The following is a 17095-nucleotide window of genomic DNA, read 5'->3' as shown; positions in this document are numbered from 1 at the left end:
CCCTGACCGCGTTCGGACACGACACCTGGTGGCTGGTGCTGGGCAAGGCGCTGGCCATCTTCGTGTTCCTCATGCTCAACGTGCTGGTCGCGATCCTGCTCGAGCGCAAGATTCTCGGCTGGATGCAGCTGCGGCCCGGACCGAACCGCGCGGGACCGTGGGGTGTCCTGCAGAGCCTGGCCGACGGAATCAAGTTGGCGCTCAAGGAAACCATCACGCCGGGCGGCGTCGACAAGTTCGTCTACTTCGCGGCGCCGGTCATCTCCACCATCCCCGCGTTCACCGCCTTCGCGTTCATCCCGTTCGGGCCGGTGGTGTCGGTGTTCGGGCACAGCACACCGCTCCAGCTGACCGACCTCCCGGTGGCGGTGCTGTTCATCCTGGGGCTTTCGGCGATCGGCGTGTACGGGATCGTGCTGGGCGGCTGGGCGTCCGGCTCCACCTACCCGCTGCTGGGCGGGGTGCGCTCGACCGCGCAGGTCATCTCCTACGAGGTGGCGATGGGGCTGTCGTTCGCGGCGGTGTTCCTTTACGCCGGCTCCATGTCGACGTCACAGATCGTGGCGGCGCAGGACCGGGTCTGGTACGTGTTCCTGCTGCTGCCGTCGTTCGTCATCTACCTGATCTCCATGGTGGGCGAAACCAACCGGGCGCCATTCGATTTGCCCGAGGCCGAGGGTGAGCTGGTCGCCGGATTCCACACCGAGTACTCGTCGCTGAAGTTCGCGATGTTCATGCTGGCCGAATACGTCAACATGATGACGGTTTCGTCGCTGGCCACCGTCCTGTTCTTCGGTGGCTGGCACGCACCATGGCCCATCAACATGTGGGCCGGCGCCAACACCGGGTGGTGGCCGCTGCTCTGGTTCACCGCCAAGATGTGGACGTTCCTGTTCGTCTACTTCTGGCTGCGGGCCTCCCTGCCCCGGCTGCGCTACGACCAGTTCATGGGACTGGGCTGGAAGCTGCTGATCCCGGCCTCGCTGGTCTGGGTGCTGATTGCGGCGGTGATTCGCACCCTGCAGAACCAGGGGTACGCGCACTGGACCCCGGTGCTGGTCGCCTGCAGCATCGTTTTCGCGACGGCGCTGGTGCTGTTGCTGCGAAAACCGTTCGCCACGCCCGGTATTCGCGCACTGGAGCGACAGCTCCGCCGCGAGGCCAAGCAACTCCCGGCCGGCCAGACCCCCACGCCGGTATTCCCGACACCGCCGCTGCCGATGAAGTCCCTGGCGGCCGCGAGCAAGGAGAAAGCACGTGGCTAAAGTTTTTCGGCGGCCGTTAGCCGCCATTGCCGGATTCGGCGTGACGTTCGGCTCGATGTTCAAAAGGCACGTCACCGAGGAGTATCCGGAGAAGCCGGGTCCCGTCGCGCCGCGCTATCACGGCCGTCACCAGCTCAACCGTTACCCCGACGGTCTGGAGAAATGCATCGGGTGCGAGCTGTGCGCCTGGGCGTGCCCGGCCGACGCGATCTACGTGGAGGGTGCGGACAACACCGAGGAGCTCCGGTATTCGCCCGGGGAACGCTACGGCCGGGTCTATCAGATCAACTACCTGCGTTGCATCGGCTGCGGGCTGTGCATCGAGGCCTGCCCCACCCGGGCACTGACGATGACCAACGACTACGAGATGGCCGACGACAACCGCGCCGACCTCATCTACGAAAAGGACCGGCTGCTGGCGCCGCTGCTGCAGGACATGCTCGCGCCGCCGCACCCCCGGGCCCCCGGCGCCACCGACAAGGATTACTACCAGGGCAACGTCACCGCGAACGGCCTGCGCGAAACCGAGAACGCCGGGGAATCCCGGTGACTGGGGTAACGGGCCAGCTCCTGGCTTCCAATTTGGCTTCTGAGACGATCGTCCGCACCTCCACCGGTGAGGCGGTGGCGTTCTGGGTGCTGGGAGCGCTGGCGCTGATCGGGGCGATCGGGGTGGTGCTGGCGGTCAACGCCGTGTACTCGGCGATGTTCCTGGCGATGACGATGATCATCCTGGCGGTGTTCTACATGATCCAGGACGCGCTGTTTCTGGGCGTCGTCCAAGTCGTGGTCTACACCGGCGCGGTGATGATGCTGTTCTTGTTCGTGCTGATGCTGATCGGCGTGGACTCCGCGGAATCCCTGAAGGAGACGCTGCACGGCCAGCGCATCGCCGCCGTCCTGGCCGGCGTGGGGTTCGGCGTTCTGCTGATCGCCGCCATCGGCGCCGGCGCGACCGGCGGCTTCGCCGGGCTGACCACCGCCAACGCGAACGGCAATGTGGAAGGGCTTGCCGCGCTGATCTTCTCCCGGTACGTCTGGGCGTTCGAACTCACCAGCGCGCTGCTGATCACCGCGGCCCTAGGGGCGATGGTACTGGCACACCGCGAACGTTTCGAGCGGCGTAAGACGCAGCGGGAGCTCTCGCAGGAGAGATTCCAGGCCGGTCGGCACCCCACCCCGATGCCCAGCCCCGGCGTCTACGCGCGCCACAACGCCGTCGACGTGGCCGCGCTGCTGCCGGACGGTTCGTACTCGGAGCTGTCGGTGTCGCCGATCCTGCGCAGCCGCGGCGCCGACGGTAAGGAAACGCCCTCCCGTCAGGCGAGCCCCTCCCTATCACAAGGCGGCACCTCATGAATCCGGCCAATTACCTCTATCTTTCGGCCCTGCTGTTCACCATCGGCGCGTCGGGTGTGCTGTTGCGACGCAACGCCATCGTGATGTTCATGTGCGTCGAGCTGATGCTGAACGCGGTGAACCTGGCGTTCGTCACGTTCGCGCGGATGCACGGCCACCTGGACGGGCAGATGATCGCGTTCTTCACGATGGTGGTGGCCGCGTGCGAGGTCGTCGTCGGCCTGGCGATCATCATGACGATTTTCCGTGCCCGCAAGTCGGCGTCGGTCGACGACGCGAACCTACTCAAAGGCTAACGACGCCAACATGACTCACTACACCTGGCTGCTGGTGGCGCTTCCGCTGGCGGGTGCCGCGATCCTGTTGTTCGGCGGGCGACGCACCGACGCCTGGGGCCACTGGCTGGGCTGCGCCACCGCCCTCGCGGCGTTCGGCGTCGGCCTGAGCCTACTCAACGAGCTGCTCGGCCGCGGCGCGGACGACCGCGTTATCCACCAGACGGTGTTCACCTGGATCCCGGTCGGCCAACTGCAGGTGGACCTCGGCATGCAGATCGACCAGCTCTCGGTGTGTTTCGTGCTGCTGATCTCGGGGGTCGGGTCGCTGATCCACATCTATTCGGTCGCCTACATGGCCGAAGACCCGGACCGCCGAAGGTTTTTCGGCTACCTCAACCTGTTCCTCGCCTCGATGCTGCTGCTGGTGGTCGCCGACAACTACGTGGTCCTCTACGTCGGGTGGGAAGGCGTGGGCCTGGCCTCCTACCTGCTCATCGGGTTCTGGTACCACAAGCCCACGGCGGCTACCGCCGCCAAGAAGGCGTTCGTGATGAACCGCGTCGGGGACGCCGGGCTCGCTTTGGGAATGTTCTTGATGTTCAGCACCTTCGGCACGCTGTCCTACGCCGGGGTGTTCGGCGGTGCGCCCGCCGCAGGCCGCGGCGCGCTGACGGCAATGGGGTTGCTGCTGCTGCTGGGTGCCTGCGCCAAGTCCGCGCAGGTCCCGCTGCAGGCCTGGTTGGGTGACGCCATGGAGGGCCCCACCCCGGTGTCCGCGCTGATCCACGCCGCCACCATGGTGACCGCCGGCGTCTACCTCATCGTGCGCTCCAACCCGCTCTACAACCTGGCGCCCGATGCTCAGACCGCCGTCGTCGTCGTCGGCGCCGTCACGCTGTTGCTCGGGGCGTTCATCGGCTGCGCCAAGGACGACATCAAGCGCGCGCTGGCGGCATCCACGATGAGCCAGATCGGCTACATGGTGCTGGCCGCCGGATTGGGCCCGGCCGGTTACGCGTTCGCGATCATGCATCTGCTCACCCACGGCTTCTTCAAGGCGGGCTTGTTCCTCGGCTCCGGCGCGGTGATCCACGCGATGCACGAGGAACAGGACATGCGCCGCTACGGTGGCCTGCGCGCGGCGCTGCCGATCACCTTCGCCACCTTCGGCCTCGGGTATCTGGCGATCATCGGCGTGCCGCCATTCGCGGGCTTCTTCTCCAAGGACGCCATCATCGAGGCGGCGCTGGGCGCCGGCGGCGTCCGCGGTTATGTGCTGGGCGGGGCGGCGCTGCTGGGCGCGGGCGTCACCGCGTTCTACATGACCCGCGTCATGCTGATGACGTTCTTCGGCAGAAAGCGTTGGGCGCCAAACACTCATCCGCACGAGGCGCCCGGCCTGATGACGTGGCCGATGATCCTGCTCGCCGTCGGCTCGGTGTTCTCCGGGGGGCTGCTGGCGTGGCGGGGCACCCTGCAACGCTGGCTCGAGCCGGTCGTCGGTAAGCACGAAGAGGTGACCCACGCCTTCCCCGCCTGGGCGAACACCGCGCTGGCGCTGGGCGTGGTTATCGTCGGGATCGCGGTGGCCTACCGGTTGTACGCGAACGCCGAAATCCCCAGGGTGGCGCCGCTTGCGGTGTCACCGCTCACGACGGCCGCACGCAGAGACTTCTATGGCGACGCCTTCAACGAGGAGGTGTTCATGCGCCCCGGCGCGGAACTGACCCAAGCGCTCGTCGACGTCGACAACGCGGGGGTGGACGGTTCCGTCAACGCGCTCGCCGCGCTGGTAAGCCGAACTTCGAATCGCCTGCGGGGGCTGCAAACCGGCTTCGCCCGCAACTACGCATTGTCGATGCTGACGGGCGCGGTCCTGGTGATCGCGCTGATCCTGGCGGTGAAACTGTGGTGAAAAATCTGCCCTGGCTGAGCATCCTGTGGCTGCTGCCGCTGGCCGGTTCGGTGCTCGTCATCCTGCTGCCGCCGGGACTGCGCCGGCTCGCCAAGTGGACCGGCCTGGTCTTCGGCGTCCTCACGCTGGCGGTCGCGATCGTCGTCACCCTCGGCTTCAAGTCGGGTGGCACCACTTACCAGTTCGTCGAAAGCCATTCCTGGATACCGGCGTTCGGCGCCACCTACTCGCTCGGAGTGGACGGCATCGCGGTGGTGCTGGTGCTGCTCACCGCGGTGCTGATCCCGGTGCTGCAGGTGGCCGGCTGGAACGATGGCGGAGAACGCAGCCCTCGCGGCGTGCACGCCTATGTAGCCCTGACGCTGGCCATCGAGTCGATGGTGCTGATCCCGGTGGTCGCGCTGGACGTGTTGCTCTTCTACGTCTTCTTCGAGGCCATGCTCATCCCGATGTACTTCCTGATCGGGGGCTTCGGCGGCGGGGCCGGCAGGTCACGCGCGGCGGTGAAGTTCTTGCTGTACAACCTGTTCGGTGGGCTGATCATGCTGGCCGCCGTGATCGGGCTGTACGTGGTGACCGCGCAGCACGGTTCGGGCACCTTCGACTTCCGCGAGATCGTCGCCGGCGTGGCCTCCGGCCGCTACGGGGCCGACTCCGCGGTGTTCAAGGCGCTGTTCCTGGGCTTCATGTTCGCGTTCGCCATCAAGGCGCCGCTATGGCCGTTCCACCGCTGGCTGCCCGACGCCGCGGTGGAGGCCACCCCGGCCACCGCGGTGCTGATGATGGCGGTGATGGACAAGGTCGGCACCTTCGGCATGCTGCGCTACTGCCTGCAGCTGTTCCCCGGCGCCTCAACCTATTTCCGGCCCCTGATCGTCGTGCTGGCCGTCATCGGTGTCATCTACGGCGCGGTCGTGGCCATCGGGCAGACCGACATCATGCGCCTGATCGCCTACACCTCCATCTCGCACTTCGGGTTCATCATTCTCGGCATCTTCGTGATGACGAGCCAGGGGCAAAGCGGGTCGACGCTGTACATGCTCAACCACGGCCTGTCCACGGCGGCGGTGTTCCTGATCGCGGGGTTCCTGATATCCCGGCACGGCAGCCGGAAGATCGCCGATTACGGCGGGGTGCAGAAGGTGGCGCCCATCCTGGCGGGGACGTTCCTCGTCTCGGCGATGGCCACCCTGTCGCTTCCCGGTCTGGCGCCCTTCATCAGCGAATTCCTGGTCCTGCTGGGCACTTTCAACCGGTACTGGCTGGCCGCCGCCTTCGGTGTCACCGCGCTGGTGTTGTCCGCCATCTACACGCTGTGGCTCTACCAGCGCATGATGACCGGGCCGGTGGCCTCCGGCAACGAGAAGATCGGCGACCTGCGGGCACGCGAATTGCTCGTCGTCGCACCGTTGATCGCGTTGTTGTTCGTCCTCGGAGTTTACCCGAAGCCGGTACTGGACATCATCAACCCCGCCGTCGAGAACACGATGACCACCATCGGTCAGCATGATCCCGCGCCGAGCGTGCCGGCGGTCAACCGCGCACCCCGGACAGCCGAAGGACCGCGATAATGACCCTCCCCACGCCCAGCATCGAGTACTTCCTGCTCTGCCCGACGCTCATCGTGTTCGGTGTCGCCGTGGTGGGCGTCCTCGCGGAAGCCTTCCTGCCGAGGCGGATTCGCTATGGCGCCCAGGTGACGCTGGCCTTGGCCGGTTTGGTCGCAGCCTTCGTCGCGGTGATCGCGGTGAGCCGCTCCGTCCCGGCCTCCGGCCGCGCGACGGTGCTGGGCGCGATGGCCGTCGACCGGCCGACCCTCTACCTACAGGGCACGGTGCTGCTGGTCGCGGTGCTGGCGGTCATCTTCATCGCCGAACGCACGCAAGCCAAGGCGGACAGCAAGGTCGCCGCGGGGGTGGGCGCCGCCGGGCCGGTCGGCCTGGATTCCTTCACCCCGCAGGCGTCCGCGGTCCCGGGCAGCGACGCCGAGCGCGACGCGGAGCGGGCCGGGGCCGCACAGACGGAACTGTTCCCACTGGCGATGCTGTCCGTCGGCGGCATGATGGTCTTCCCCGCTTCCAACGACCTGTTGACGATGTTCGTTGCGCTGGAAGTTCTTTCGCTGCCGCTGTACCTGATGTGCGGCCTGGCCCGTCATCGGCGCCTGCTGTCGCAGGAGGCGGCGATGAAGTACTTCCTGTTGGGCGCCTTCTCGTCGGCGTTCTTCCTGTACGGCGTGGCGCTGCTGTACGGCGCGACCGGCACGCTGTTGCTGACCGGCATCCGGGATGCGCTGGCGGCGCACGGGGACACCTCGATGGCGTTGGTGGGCGTCGCGCTGCTGTCCGTCGGCCTGCTGTTCAAAGTGGGTGCGGTTCCGTTCCATTCGTGGATTCCGGACGTCTACCAGGGCGCGCCCACGCCCATCACCGGGTTCATGGCGGCCGCCACCAAGGTCGCGGCCTTCGGCGCGCTGCTGCGGGTGGTCTACGTCGCGCTGCCGCCTCTGCACGATCAATGGCGCCCGGTGCTGTGGACCATCTCGATCCTCACCATGGCGGTGGGCACCATCACCGCGGTTAACCAAACCGACGTCAAGCGGATGCTCGCCTACTCCTCGGTCGCCCACGTCGGGTTCATCCTGACCGGCGTGATCGCCGACAACCAGGCGGGGCTCTCGTCCACGCTGTTCTACCTGCTCGCCTACAGCTTCAGCACCGTCGGCGCGTTCGCGATCGTGAGCCTGATCCGCGATGCCGACGGCGTCGAGGACGCCACCCTGTCGCACTGGGCGGGACTCGGGCAGCGCTCACCGATTGTGGGCGTGATGTTTTCGATGTTCCTGCTGGCCTTCGCCGGCATCCCGCTGACGAGCGGATTCGTCAGCAAGCTCGCCGTGTTCAAGGCCGCGGCGCAGGGCGGCGCGGCGCCGCTGGTGATCATCGGTGTGGTGGCCAGTGGGATTGCGGCCTACTTCTACGTGCGGGTGATCGTGTCGATGTTCTTCACCGAGGCAACCGACGACACCCCCCACGTGGTGGCGCCGGGGATTTTGAGCAAGGCCGCGATCGCCGTCTGCGCCGTGATCACCGTGGCGCTGGGCGTCTTCCCGCAGCCGGTGCTCGACCTCGCCGACCAGGCCGCCCAGCTGCTGCACTGAGATCAGCCGAGGAACGGGCGCACGGCCAGCACGTAGACGGCCAGGGCGGCCAGCGGCGCGGCCAGCGGCAACCACGGCAGTTGCAGCGGGAACGACGTCGCGACCAATCCGGCGAACGTGAACCCAACTGCGCCAACGGCTGTCGGCCAGCTGCCCAGCACCACACCGGCTGACCCGCCGACCGCGTGGCGGCATACCAGGTAGGCGGCGGCGCTCAGCCCCGACAGCGCGACGAACACGGGCGGCGGGTCGGACAGCACGACGGTGACCACCGATAGCAGCACCGCAAGCGTTGCGGCCGGACGAAAGGCCGTCCCCGCCAACACCGCGCCCAGGGCCGTGGCCCAAGCGGCCACGGCACGTCCGTGCGTGCCGTCAGCGGCCAATCCGACCATCAGCAGGCCGAACGCGATTGAGAACACCGGGGCCCACAGCCGCGGCAGTGCCGCCTTCTCGCCGCTAACCACCGAGCCGCCCCCGAATCCTGCGGCGGCGGTCCGGCAGCACACCCATGGACTGCTCCAGCCCGCTATCCCCTTGCCAAGACACGATGTCGACGCCCACGGTGGCCATGTCGCGATACATGGCGGAGCGCTGCAGCGTCCACATCCGGTCCACCAGGGGATCCTGCTCGCCCTCGAACGGGGAGCTGTCGAGGATGTCCACGGCGATGACGACATGGCCCCGCTTGCGGAGGTCGATCAACGCGAGCGCGAATTCGGTATCGAGCAGCGTGGAGAACGCGATGACGATCGCGCCGGCGGGAACAGCCGCGCGCGGCGCCAACGTGCCCGTTGTCTTCTCGAATCGGTCGCCCGCACCGAGCACCGTGTCGAGGACCCGATAGAACTGGCGCTGCCCGATGTCGGCGCCCAGCCAGCGCGGGCGGTTGCCGCCCAGGGCGACGATTCCGGCGCGGTCCCCGTGGCGCAGCGCGGTCTGTACGACCTGCGCGGCGCCCCGAACCACGCGCTCGGTGGCGCGGGTCGCGGGGCCCAACGGCTGGCGGTAGGTGTCGATCAGCACCACCACGTCGGCGGCGCGGTCGGTGAGCCGCTGAGTCACGTGTAGCTGGCCGCGACGCGCGCTCACCGGCCAATTCACCGCGCGCAGTTGGTCTCCCGGCACGTAGGCGCGGATGTCGGCGTATTCGACGCCGGGGCCGACATGCCGGGTGAGGTGGGCGCCCAGGCGGTCGAGCAGCTCGGTCTGCGGGATGGGCGTCGACTGCGGGGGCGTCAGGGGAAAGACAATGACTTCGGCGGCGTCGACCGTCGCCGTCCCGTACAGCAGCCCGCCGCGCGCGACCGCGTCGACCCGGGCCCGGATGAAGTACCGGCCCCAGCGTTGCGCCGTTGCCGCAACCCGTTTGCTCCGGCGGGAGTCCGAGTCGAGAACTTCGAGCTGCAACCCCTCCACGGGCGGAACCGTGACCTCGACCGCCGAAAACCCCGTTGCCTCGCCCTCTTCCGTCGCCCAGATGCGCAGCTGGGCGCGGTCGTCTTCAAAGCACCGCTGCGCATCGGGATCGCCGTGCACGCGGATCGTCGGCACGGGTCGTTGCCAGCTGATCGAGCACAGCACGCCCAGCAGCGGCGCCGCGAACGCGATCAGCTGCCACCGCGCGCCGATCACCGCGACCGCGAGCGCCAGCCCCGCGCAGCTGGCCATCGCCCGCGTCAAGTGCGATGCGCGCCAGCGGAACTCAACCGGAGACTGGGTCACGTGTCGCCGTGGCCCGTGCGGGGCACCGGTAAGCGGCGCAACAACTCCCCGACCACGTCGGCACCCTGGATCTTGCGCACCCACATCTCCGGGCGCAGGGTGATCCGGTGCGCGACCGCCGGGACGGCGAGCGCCTTGACGTCCTCGGGGATCACATAGTCCCGGCCGAGCAAGAGGGCGCGGGCGCGGGCGAGTTGAACCAGGTCGAGCTCGGCGCGCGGGCTGGCGCCGACCGCCACCTGCGGATGGTGGCGCGTGGCGTTCGCCAGCGACACCACGTAGTGCAACACGTCCTCGTGCACGGTCACCTGCTCGACCGATTCGCGCATCGCGAGCAGGTCGTGCGCATCCACCACCTGATTGACGGTCGGTTCCACCGACCCGCGTTCGAGGCGCCGGCGCAACATCGCGGCCTCGTCACGCTCGGACAGGTAGCGCAGTTCCAGGCGGATCGCGAACCGGTCGAGCTGCGCTTCCGGCAGCGGATAGGTGCCCTCGTACTCGATTGGATTGTCGGTCGCGAGCACGACGAAAGGCTTTGGCAGCTGGTGTGTTTCACCGTCAATGCTGACCTGGCCTTCGGCCATCGCCTCAAGAAGCGCCGCCTGGGTCTTGGGCGGCGTACGGTTGATCTCGTCGGCGAGCAACAGGTTGGTGAAGATCGGCCCCGCCCGGAACGCGAAACGGCCTGACTGCATGTCGTAGATCGTCGAGCCGAGCAGGTCCGCGGGCAGCAGGTCCGGGGTGAATTGCACGCGGGTGAATTGCAGCCCCAGCGCCGCGGCGAACGACCTGGCGATCAGCGTCTTCCCCAGGCCAGGCAGGTCTTCGATCAGAACGTGACCGCGGGCGAGCACCGCGATGAGGATGAGGGTGAGCGCGGAACGCTTGCCCACCACCACCCGCTCGATCTCGTCGAGCACCGCCTCGCAGTGCGCTGTGGTTCTTGCCGCCGGCAGCGTCATACCTGTTCCAACTTTCGCAGAATCTCTTCCAGCGTTGCACGGCCGGGACCGGGTCGCCGGTCGCCGGTCCGCGCGACGTTGTTCGGATTAACCCATTCCCACAGTTCGTCCCCGAACAGCATTTGACCGCCCGTCTGATACGCGACGGGATCTTTGGATCGTCGCTCGCCGGTGGTCATCTCGTATCTGCGCGCGAGCATCGGGCGCAGGTGCCGGTCCCAGTCCACCCGGGTCGACTCCGACCACCGGATCGTCGTCTCGGTGTTGGAAAGCCAACGGCGCAGCGAATCCCCGAGATCGTCGGGATCCGCTTCCGGTTCGGGCCGCATTCCGCGTCCCAGGACGCGACGGACGGTGAGCAGCACCAGAGCCAGGGCGCCACCCGCCGCAACTAGCACCAATTGGCGGTCGTGCTGCATCAGTGCCAGCAGCTCGATTCCGACGATGAGGCAGATGCCCAGGGACAGTGTCTTTTTCATACGGGACTCCGGGAGCTCAGCTCGTCGAGAACCATCTCGAGCACGCGCACCGCCACGTCCCGGTGGCCCTCGTTCATCACGTGCGGGCTGAATCGCGCCTCGGCGAACAGATTCACCAATTGCACGGCGTTATCGGCCTGCAGCGCATGGTGTTCGACCGCCCGGGCCAACACCTCGGTCGGGGTGTCGAAGTCCTGCGGGGCGGCACCGGGCACATTGGCGAGTTCGCGTTCCATCGCCGCATAACAGGCGATGATCGCCTCGCGGGGTTCCCGGCTGAGGTCGGTCATCTCGGCCAGCCCCCGCTCGGCCGCCCGCACCAGAGATTCCGAACGTGTCGGCGGCGCCGGGGATTCGGTGTGATCGTCGATGACGGCGCCCGGCGTCACCGCGCGCCACCGCCGGCGCGACAGGACGACGCTTCCCGTGATGATGATCAGCATCATCGGGACGGTGGCGGCGAGCAGGATGCCGAACATGTCCCCGTTCGCAGAATGCGGCCGCTGCGGCGCCGGGGCGTTGCCATGTTCGGCCGGCGCAGCGTCGGTCGTCTGTGGCGGCTGCGCCTGACCGATACCGTGCGGCGCGAACAGGCGGGACGCCAGCAGCACGATCAGCAGCCAGGCCACGATGACCGCCAGCGCGATCAGCACCACGCGCCAGCTCGGCCGGCCCCTGCCGGTGCCGAGCATCTCGGACAGCTGGCCCGCCTGCGGCGCCGCCGCGCGCGGGTCACGCAACCGCGCGATCACCGCGATCGCCACCAGCGCGAGCGTCACGCCGAGGGCGGCCACCACGAATATCAGCGCCGCACGGCTACCGGCGGCATCGCCGCGCTCCTCGTGGTGGGCGGCGGGCAGGTAACCCCGCAGCGCGGCGGAGACGACGAGCAGCAGCACGATCAGGGCGACGACCCGCCCCGTGGGCTTGTCCATACCGGGCATTGGCACACCACTCGACCGTTGTTGCGGCACTGGCCTTGCCTCATCCTGGCACGTCAGGCAGGGGTTATCCACAGTCGGAGATCCATCCACAAAACCGCGCTCGGGTCCTGGTTTCCAAACACATGTCCGATCGCGTTGGGTTGTGGGGTTCCGGATGAGCGCCGAACAGGCACGAGGGCGGATAGGCGCCGCTCTCGACGTGATCGACGCCGCCCACGAAGTGCTGCGGACGGCCTCATCGGATGGGGTCGGCATCGACTTGCGGGTCGAGGTCGCCGAGCGGCCGGAAACTCAGGAACGCAACAACCGGCGGCTGATGTACCGGTTTTTCGCGGAGATCGCCCACCCGCCTCACCCGCCGCTTCCGGCTCGCGGCCCGGATCCGGCCTCGGCGGTCGCCGACCGGCGATCCGGATCCGCCCGATGCGGACGAGGGCTGACGCGCCGCGCGCGTCTCGCCAAGCGGCCCAGCCCGGTGGGACACTACGATTCGTGCCGCCATACCGCGATGTCGCAGCGTTCGACGATCGTGCCGCCGGCTACGACCGCGGGTGGCGCGGGCGGCTGCATCACGAGATCGCCGACCGCACCGCGCAGCTGGCCGTGGCGACGGTAACCGCTCCCGAGTACGTGCTCGACGTGGGGTGCGGCACGGGTTACCTGTTGCAACGGCTGGCTCGCCGCTACCCGAACGCCAAGCACCTGGCCGGGATCGATCCCGCCCCGCAAATGGTCGCGGCCGCAAGGGCCCTCGCGCGCGACCCGCGACTGAGCTTCACTCGCGGAGTGGCTGAGGAGCTCAACTATGCCGACCGCGCCTTCGACCTGGTGGTCAGCACCACGTCATTCGATCACTGGTCCAACCAACTGGCGGGCCTGTTGGAGTGCGCCCGGGTGCTGCGGCCCGGCGGAAGCCTGGTGCTCGTCGACCAGTTTTCGCTGTGGCTGGTGCCGACCCTGGCCGTCGGCCGTCGCGGCAAGGCCCGCACCCGCCACCGCGCCGAGAAGCTGCTGCTGCAGGCCGGATTCCAGTCCCCCAAATGGCAGCGGCTGCAAGCCGTGATCATCAACGCGGTCACGGCGAAGACGCGGGCCTAGTCCGGCTCGAAGGGCCGGAGGCTGCCGTCGAGCACCTGCAGATGGCCGATCGTGCGTCCCGTGACCTTGGCGGGATCGACCAGCGTCAATTCGACTGCCGCTCGGGCGAATTCGTCGGCCGCGGCGGTTTCGTCGAACTCGCGGGCATAGTAGGCCAGCCCCGGCGTGAGGATCGGTTTCGACGGTGACAGGGCATTGACCGCGATGTGGTGATCGGCGAGATCGTATGCCGCGCACTGGGTCAGATGCTCCAGCGCCGCCTTGGATCCGCCATAGCCGGGCAGCACGCCGCCGCTGCGGTCGGGGTACGGCCCGTCGCCGGGGATCCTCGATGCGACCGAGGTGACGTTGATGATCGACCCACCGCCCGCTTCGATCATGTCCGGGCTCACCAGCTGCATCAGCTCGTACGCGGCGAAGACCGCGATCTCGAAATGCCTGCGATACGCGGCGAGCGGAATGCTGACGAATCCCGGCCAGCCGGGTTTGGCGGCGCCGCCCGCCGGCTGGGCGGCCTTGGCGCGTGGTTCGGAGCCGGGCGCCGGGGGGCGTCCGGGCGCGGTAAAGGCCGCGTTGTTCACCAGGATCGTGATGGGCCCCAGGGCTTCTCGCGCCTCAGCCACCAGCCGGGCGATGTCCTCACGGTCGGTCAGGTCGGCCCGGATCGCGACCGCCCGTCCGCCGGCCGCGTCGATGTCGGCGACCGTTTCTCCGATGGTGCCGGGCAACCGCTCGTCCCATACCTGTTCGGTGCGGCCCGCCACCGCGACGGCGGCGCCCTCCGCCGCGAGGGCCAGCGCGATCGCCCGGCCCAGTCCGCGGCTGCCGCCGGTGACGATGGCGGCCCGCCCCGCCAGCCGCCCCGTCATCGCTTCACCCCGTGCACGACGATGGCGGTGGTCTGCTCCACCCACGCATCGTCGAGTTCGTCCTCCGGACGCAGCAGCATGCGCAGCATCGTGGCACCCCCGATCAACTCGATCAACCGGTCCGGGTCCACGTCCGGATGCGCTTCGCCCCGGTCGACGGCGTCACTCAGCCGCACCCGCACCGTCGCGAACAGGTCCGCGAACCGCGACATCACCCGGGCGTTCAAGGCAGGGTCGGCCGTCATGTCGGCCACCAGGCCCGGCAGGGCGGCGCGAACGACCGGGGTGGTGAAGACGTCGCGCGTGGCCTCGATCATCATGCGGATGTCGGCGGCGATGTTCCCGGCCGGCGACTCCAGCGCGGTGGGCGCCACCGGGAAGGCCGCCTCGTGCACCAATTCGGCCTTGCTCGACCACCGGCGGTACAACGCCGACTTCGTCGTTCCCGCGCGCTCGGCGACCGCCGCCAGGCTCAGATTTGAATAGCCCATTTGGACAAGCAGTTCCGCGGTGGCCGATAGGATGGCCGAGTCGATGCGCGGGTCCCGCGGGCGGCCGGCACCGGGGGCCTTGTCAAGGGCGGACGGGTCTGCTTTCATATCGCTACCTACCGTATCGTAATTGCCGCGCCGAAGTCTCAAAGAGAATCAAGTCTCAAAGAATGGGAGGCACCCGTGGCCAACGAACCCGTGCTGGACAAGGTCGACCGGCTGCAGCGCTCCAGCCGAGACGTCACGACGCTGCCCGCCGTGATGTCCAAATGGCTGTCGACCGTCCTGCCCGCCGGAGCGATGCCGGAGGTGACGGTCGAGAGCGGCGTCGACTCGACGGGCATGTCGTCGGAAACCATCATCCTCTCTACTCGTTGGCAAGAGGGCGGGAAGCCCGTCGAGCAGAAACTCGTGACCAGGGTTGCGCCCGCCGCCGAAGACGTGCAGGTTTTCCCAACCTACCGGCTTGACCACCAATTCGAGGTCATCCGAAAGGTCGGTGAACTCACCGACGTACCCGTCCCGCCGGTGCGCTGGCTCGAGCCGACCGGCGAAGTGCTGGGCACCCCCTTCTTCGTGATGGATTACGTCGAGGGCGTGGTCCCGCCCGACGTCATGCCCTACACGTTCGGCAACAACTGGTTCGCCGACGCCCCCGCCGAACGTCAGCGCGAGCTACAGGACGCGACCGTCGGGGTGCTGGCCAAGTTGCATTCAATCCCCAACGCGGAGAACACCTTCGGCTTTCTCTCCGATAGCCGAGACGGTGACACCGCGCTGCGCCGGCACTTCAACTGGGTGCGGTCCTGGTACGACTTCTCAGTCCCCGACATCGGCCGCTCGCCGCTGCTGGAACGAACCTTCACCTGGCTGGAGGACAACTGGCCGGCCGAATCGGCCGCGCGCGAACCCGTGCTGCTCTGGGGCGACGCCCGGGTGGGCAACGTGCTGTACCGCGACTTCGAGCCGGTCGCGGTGCTGGACTGGGAAATGGTCACGCTCGGGCCGCGCGAGCTCGACGTGGCGTGGATGATCTACGCGCACATGGTGTTTCAAGAACTGACCGGCCTGGCCGGCCTGCCTGGCCTGCCGGAGGTGATGCGTGAGGACGACGTCCGCGCCACCTATCAGCGACTGACCGGCGTGGAAGTGGGTGACCTGCGCTGGTTCTACGTGTATTCGGGCGTCATGTGGGCCTGCGTGTTCATGCGCACCGGGGCGCGCCGGGTGCATTTCGGCGAAACCGAGAAACCCGACGATGTCGAGTCGCTGTTCTACCACGCCGGGTTGATGCGGCGTTTAATCGGAGAGGATCAGTAATGCTCGGACCGCTGGACGAGTTCCCGGTACATCAGATCCCGCAGCCGATCGCGTGGCCGGGTTCCTCGGACCGCAACTTCTACGATCGCTCCTACTTCAACGCCCACGACCGCACCGGAAACATCTTTGTCATCAGCGGCATCGGCTACTACCCCAACCTGGGTGTCAAGGACGCGTTCTTCCTCGTCCGGCGCGGGGACACGCAGACGGCGGTGCACCTGTCTGACGCCATCGACCAGGATCGCCTCAATCAGAGGGTCAACGGCTACCGGATCGAGGTCATCGAGCCGCTGCACAAGCTGCGTCTGGTCCTCGACGAAACCGAGGGCATCGCAGCCGATCTCACCTGGGAGGGACTGTTCGACGTCGTGCAGGAACAGCCGCACCTGATGCGGTCCGGCAACCGGGTGACGCTGGACGCTCAGCGGTTCGCCCAGCTCGGCAGCTGGAGCGGCCGCATCGCCGTCGACGGTGAGGAGATTGCCGTCGACCCCGCGACCTGGCTCGGCAGCCGCGACCGGTCGTGGGGCATCCGGCCGATCGGCGAGCCCGAGCCGGCGGGCCGGCCGGCCGACCCGCCGTTCGAGGGCATGTGGTGGCTGTACGTGCCGATGGCGTTCGACGACTTCGCCATCGTGCTGATCATCCAGGAGGAGCCCAACGGCTTCCGCTCGCTCAACGACTGCACCCGGATCTGGCGCGACGGCCGCGTGGAGCAGCTGGGCTGGCCGCGGGTCAAGATCCACTACCGCTCCGGCACCCGCATTCCCACCGGAGCGACCATCGACGCCACCGCCCCCGACGGCACCGAAGTCCACTTCGACGTCGAGTCCAAGCTGCCGGTGCCCATCCACGTCGGCGGCGGCTACGGTGGCGACTCGGACTGGCTGCACGGCATGTGGAAGGGCGAGAAGTTCGTCGAGCGCCTGACGTATGACATGACCGACCCGGCGATCGTCGCGCGGTCCGGTTTCGGCGTGATCGACCACGTCGGCCGGGCGGTATGCCGCGACGGCGATCGCGAGCCGATGGAGGGCTGGGGCCTTTACGAACACGGCGCGCTGGGCCGCCACGACCCCTCCGGGTTCTCCGACTGGCTCACCGTCGCCCCCTAGTCAGCCCGCGAACGTCGAGGAGTTCCGGGATTCTCGGGCCATCTCGCGCAACAAATCGACGTTCGCGGGTGTCGGGCAATTGCCCGACGAAATCGCGGAAATTGGGGTTGAC

17 protein-coding genes are annotated in these 17095 nt (G+C 67.9%); 10 read left to right on the top strand and 7 right to left on the bottom strand.

Going from position 1 to position 17095, the window contains the following annotated elements:
* The first annotated feature begins 2 nt into the window (after positions 1 to 2).
* Genes nuoH through nuoN form a run of 7 tightly spaced genes read left to right on the top strand, consistent with a single transcriptional unit; the run spans position 3 to position 7977 of the window.
* Positions 3 to 1265 carry an NADH-quinone oxidoreductase subunit NuoH gene (nuoH, locus tag A5750_RS22285; protein ID WP_066946791.1) on the top strand — a complete coding sequence of 421 codons (1263 nt, stop codon included), beginning with the start codon at positions 3 to 5 and terminating at the stop codon, positions 1263 to 1265.
* Entirely contained in the window at positions 1258 to 1815 is a 558-nt protein-coding gene (gene nuoI, locus A5750_RS22280) for an NADH-quinone oxidoreductase subunit NuoI (RefSeq protein WP_255360737.1), read from the top strand. The genes nuoH and nuoI overlap by 8 nt, the downstream gene beginning before the upstream one ends.
* A gap of 20 nt (positions 1816 to 1835) precedes the next feature.
* The gene (locus A5750_RS22275) at positions 1836 to 2624 is read left to right on the top strand and encodes an NADH-quinone oxidoreductase subunit J (RefSeq protein WP_066946799.1); all 789 of its coding nucleotides are present in this window, start codon (positions 1836 to 1838) and stop codon (positions 2622 to 2624) included.
* Positions 2621 to 2920: an NADH-quinone oxidoreductase subunit NuoK gene (nuoK, locus tag A5750_RS22270; RefSeq protein ID WP_007168303.1), complete on the top strand. Its 300-nt coding sequence runs from the start codon at positions 2621 to 2623 to the stop codon at positions 2918 to 2920. Before A5750_RS22275 ends, nuoK begins: the two co-directional genes overlap by 4 nt.
* 10 nt (positions 2921 to 2930) lie before the next feature.
* Entirely contained in the window at positions 2931 to 4817 is a 1887-nt protein-coding gene (gene nuoL / locus A5750_RS22265; RefSeq protein ID WP_066946632.1) for an NADH-quinone oxidoreductase subunit L, read from the top strand.
* Positions 4814 to 6388 carry an NADH-quinone oxidoreductase subunit M gene (locus A5750_RS22260; protein ID WP_197505503.1) on the top strand — a complete coding sequence of 525 codons (1575 nt, stop codon included), beginning with the start codon at positions 4814 to 4816 and terminating at the stop codon, positions 6386 to 6388. Before nuoL ends, A5750_RS22260 begins: the two co-directional genes overlap by 4 nt.
* Positions 6388 to 7977, top strand: coding sequence for an NADH-quinone oxidoreductase subunit NuoN (gene nuoN, locus A5750_RS22255; RefSeq protein ID WP_067265728.1), 1590 nt, complete (start codon positions 6388 to 6390; stop codon positions 7975 to 7977). The genes A5750_RS22260 and nuoN overlap by 1 nt, the downstream gene beginning before the upstream one ends.
* 2 nt (positions 7978 to 7979) lie before the next feature.
* Here nuoN and A5750_RS22250 read toward each other — a convergent pair whose 3' ends face one another.
* The 5 genes from A5750_RS22250 to A5750_RS22230 all read right to left on the bottom strand — a co-directional run bounded on the left by A5750_RS22250 (position 7980) and on the right by A5750_RS22230 (position 12090).
* Complete coding sequence (locus A5750_RS22250; RefSeq protein WP_231989290.1) at positions 7980 to 8372, bottom strand: hypothetical protein; 393 nt, start codon at positions 8370 to 8372, stop codon at positions 7980 to 7982.
* A gap of 64 nt (positions 8373 to 8436) precedes the next feature.
* Positions 8437 to 9648 (bottom strand): DUF58 domain-containing protein, encoded by a 1212-nt coding sequence (locus tag A5750_RS22245; RefSeq protein ID WP_156664399.1) that lies wholly within the window; start codon positions 9646 to 9648, stop codon positions 8437 to 8439.
* Between the two features lie 50 nt (positions 9649 to 9698).
* Positions 9699 to 10667, bottom strand: a complete 969-nt coding sequence (locus A5750_RS22240) for a MoxR family ATPase (RefSeq protein ID WP_066946650.1) — start codon at positions 10665 to 10667, stop codon at positions 9699 to 9701.
* Positions 10664 to 11146 carry a hypothetical protein gene (locus A5750_RS22235; RefSeq protein ID WP_066946654.1) on the bottom strand — a complete coding sequence of 161 codons (483 nt, stop codon included), beginning with the start codon at positions 11144 to 11146 and terminating at the stop codon, positions 10664 to 10666. The genes A5750_RS22240 and A5750_RS22235 overlap by 4 nt, the downstream gene beginning before the upstream one ends.
* Positions 11143 to 12090, bottom strand: a complete 948-nt coding sequence (locus A5750_RS22230) for a DUF4129 domain-containing protein (RefSeq protein ID WP_066946659.1) — start codon at positions 12088 to 12090, stop codon at positions 11143 to 11145. Before A5750_RS22230 ends, A5750_RS22235 begins: the two co-directional genes overlap by 4 nt.
* Before the next feature lie 492 nt (positions 12091 to 12582).
* Between A5750_RS22230 and A5750_RS22225 the strand changes: the two genes are divergently transcribed.
* Positions 12583 to 13188, top strand: a complete 606-nt coding sequence (locus A5750_RS22225) for a class I SAM-dependent methyltransferase (protein WP_067265721.1) — start codon at positions 12583 to 12585, stop codon at positions 13186 to 13188.
* On the opposite strand, the gene A5750_RS22220 is transcribed toward A5750_RS22225, so the two are convergent.
* Together A5750_RS22220 and A5750_RS22215 are read right to left on the bottom strand one after the other, a co-directional pair.
* A complete protein-coding gene (locus tag A5750_RS22220) occupies positions 13185 to 14057 on the bottom strand; it encodes an SDR family NAD(P)-dependent oxidoreductase (RefSeq protein WP_067265719.1) in 873 nt (290 codons plus the stop codon). The two genes, A5750_RS22225 and A5750_RS22220, sit on opposite strands and share 4 nt — an antisense overlap.
* Positions 14054 to 14656: a TetR/AcrR family transcriptional regulator gene (locus tag A5750_RS22215; protein WP_066946671.1), complete on the bottom strand. Its 603-nt coding sequence runs from the start codon at positions 14654 to 14656 to the stop codon at positions 14054 to 14056. The genes A5750_RS22220 and A5750_RS22215 overlap by 4 nt, the downstream gene beginning before the upstream one ends.
* Before the next feature lie 75 nt (positions 14657 to 14731).
* Between A5750_RS22215 and A5750_RS22210 the strand changes: the two genes are divergently transcribed.
* Together A5750_RS22210 and A5750_RS22205 are read left to right on the top strand one after the other, a co-directional pair.
* Positions 14732 to 15868 (top strand): phosphotransferase family protein, encoded by a 1137-nt coding sequence (locus A5750_RS22210; protein WP_067265715.1) that lies wholly within the window; start codon positions 14732 to 14734, stop codon positions 15866 to 15868.
* The gene (locus A5750_RS22205; RefSeq protein ID WP_067265712.1) at positions 15868 to 16983 is read left to right on the top strand and encodes a hypothetical protein; all 1116 of its coding nucleotides are present in this window, start codon (positions 15868 to 15870) and stop codon (positions 16981 to 16983) included. Before A5750_RS22210 ends, A5750_RS22205 begins: the two co-directional genes overlap by 1 nt.
* Positions 16984 to 17095: the final 112 nt, after the last annotated feature.

Origin of the sequence: Mycobacterium sp. 852002-51613_SCH5001154 (assembly GCF_001667425.1) — a bacterium.
Classification (GTDB): Bacteria; Actinomycetota; Actinomycetes; order Mycobacteriales; family Mycobacteriaceae; genus Mycobacterium.
Note: the sequence above shows the minus strand (reverse complement) of the source record. Positions and strands in the feature narration are given on the sequence as shown.

What these genes read in the sequence shown, in the direction of transcription:
- A5750_RS22240 (WP_066946650.1), bottom strand. Translation starts at nt 10,667, where the DNA reads ATGACGCTGCCGGCGGCAAGAACCACAGCGCACTGCGAGGCGGTGCTC.
- A5750_RS22245 (WP_156664399.1), bottom strand. Translation starts at nt 9,648, where the DNA reads ATGGCCAGCTGCGCGGGGCTGGCGCTCGCGGTCGCGGTGATCGGCGCG.
- A5750_RS22250 (WP_231989290.1), bottom strand. Translation starts at nt 8,372, where the DNA reads ATGGTCGGATTGGCCGCTGACGGCACGCACGGACGTGCCGTGGCCGCT.
- nuoL (WP_066946632.1), top strand. Translation starts at nt 2,931, where the DNA reads ATGACTCACTACACCTGGCTGCTGGTGGCGCTTCCGCTGGCGGGTGCC.
- A5750_RS22220 (WP_067265719.1), bottom strand. Translation starts at nt 14,057, where the DNA reads ATGACGGGGCGGCTGGCGGGGCGGGCCGCCATCGTCACCGGCGGCAGC.
- A5750_RS22235 (WP_066946654.1), bottom strand. Translation starts at nt 11,146, where the DNA reads ATGAAAAAGACACTGTCCCTGGGCATCTGCCTCATCGTCGGAATCGAG.
- A5750_RS22215 (WP_066946671.1), bottom strand. Translation starts at nt 14,656, where the DNA reads ATGAAAGCAGACCCGTCCGCCCTTGACAAGGCCCCCGGTGCCGGCCGC.
- nuoK (WP_007168303.1), top strand. Translation starts at nt 2,621, where the DNA reads ATGAATCCGGCCAATTACCTCTATCTTTCGGCCCTGCTGTTCACCATC.
- A5750_RS22205 (WP_067265712.1), top strand. Translation starts at nt 15,868, where the DNA reads ATGCTCGGACCGCTGGACGAGTTCCCGGTACATCAGATCCCGCAGCCG.
- A5750_RS22230 (WP_066946659.1), bottom strand. Translation starts at nt 12,090, where the DNA reads ATGCCCGGTATGGACAAGCCCACGGGGCGGGTCGTCGCCCTGATCGTG.
- nuoN (WP_067265728.1), top strand. Translation starts at nt 6,388, where the DNA reads ATGACCCTCCCCACGCCCAGCATCGAGTACTTCCTGCTCTGCCCGACG.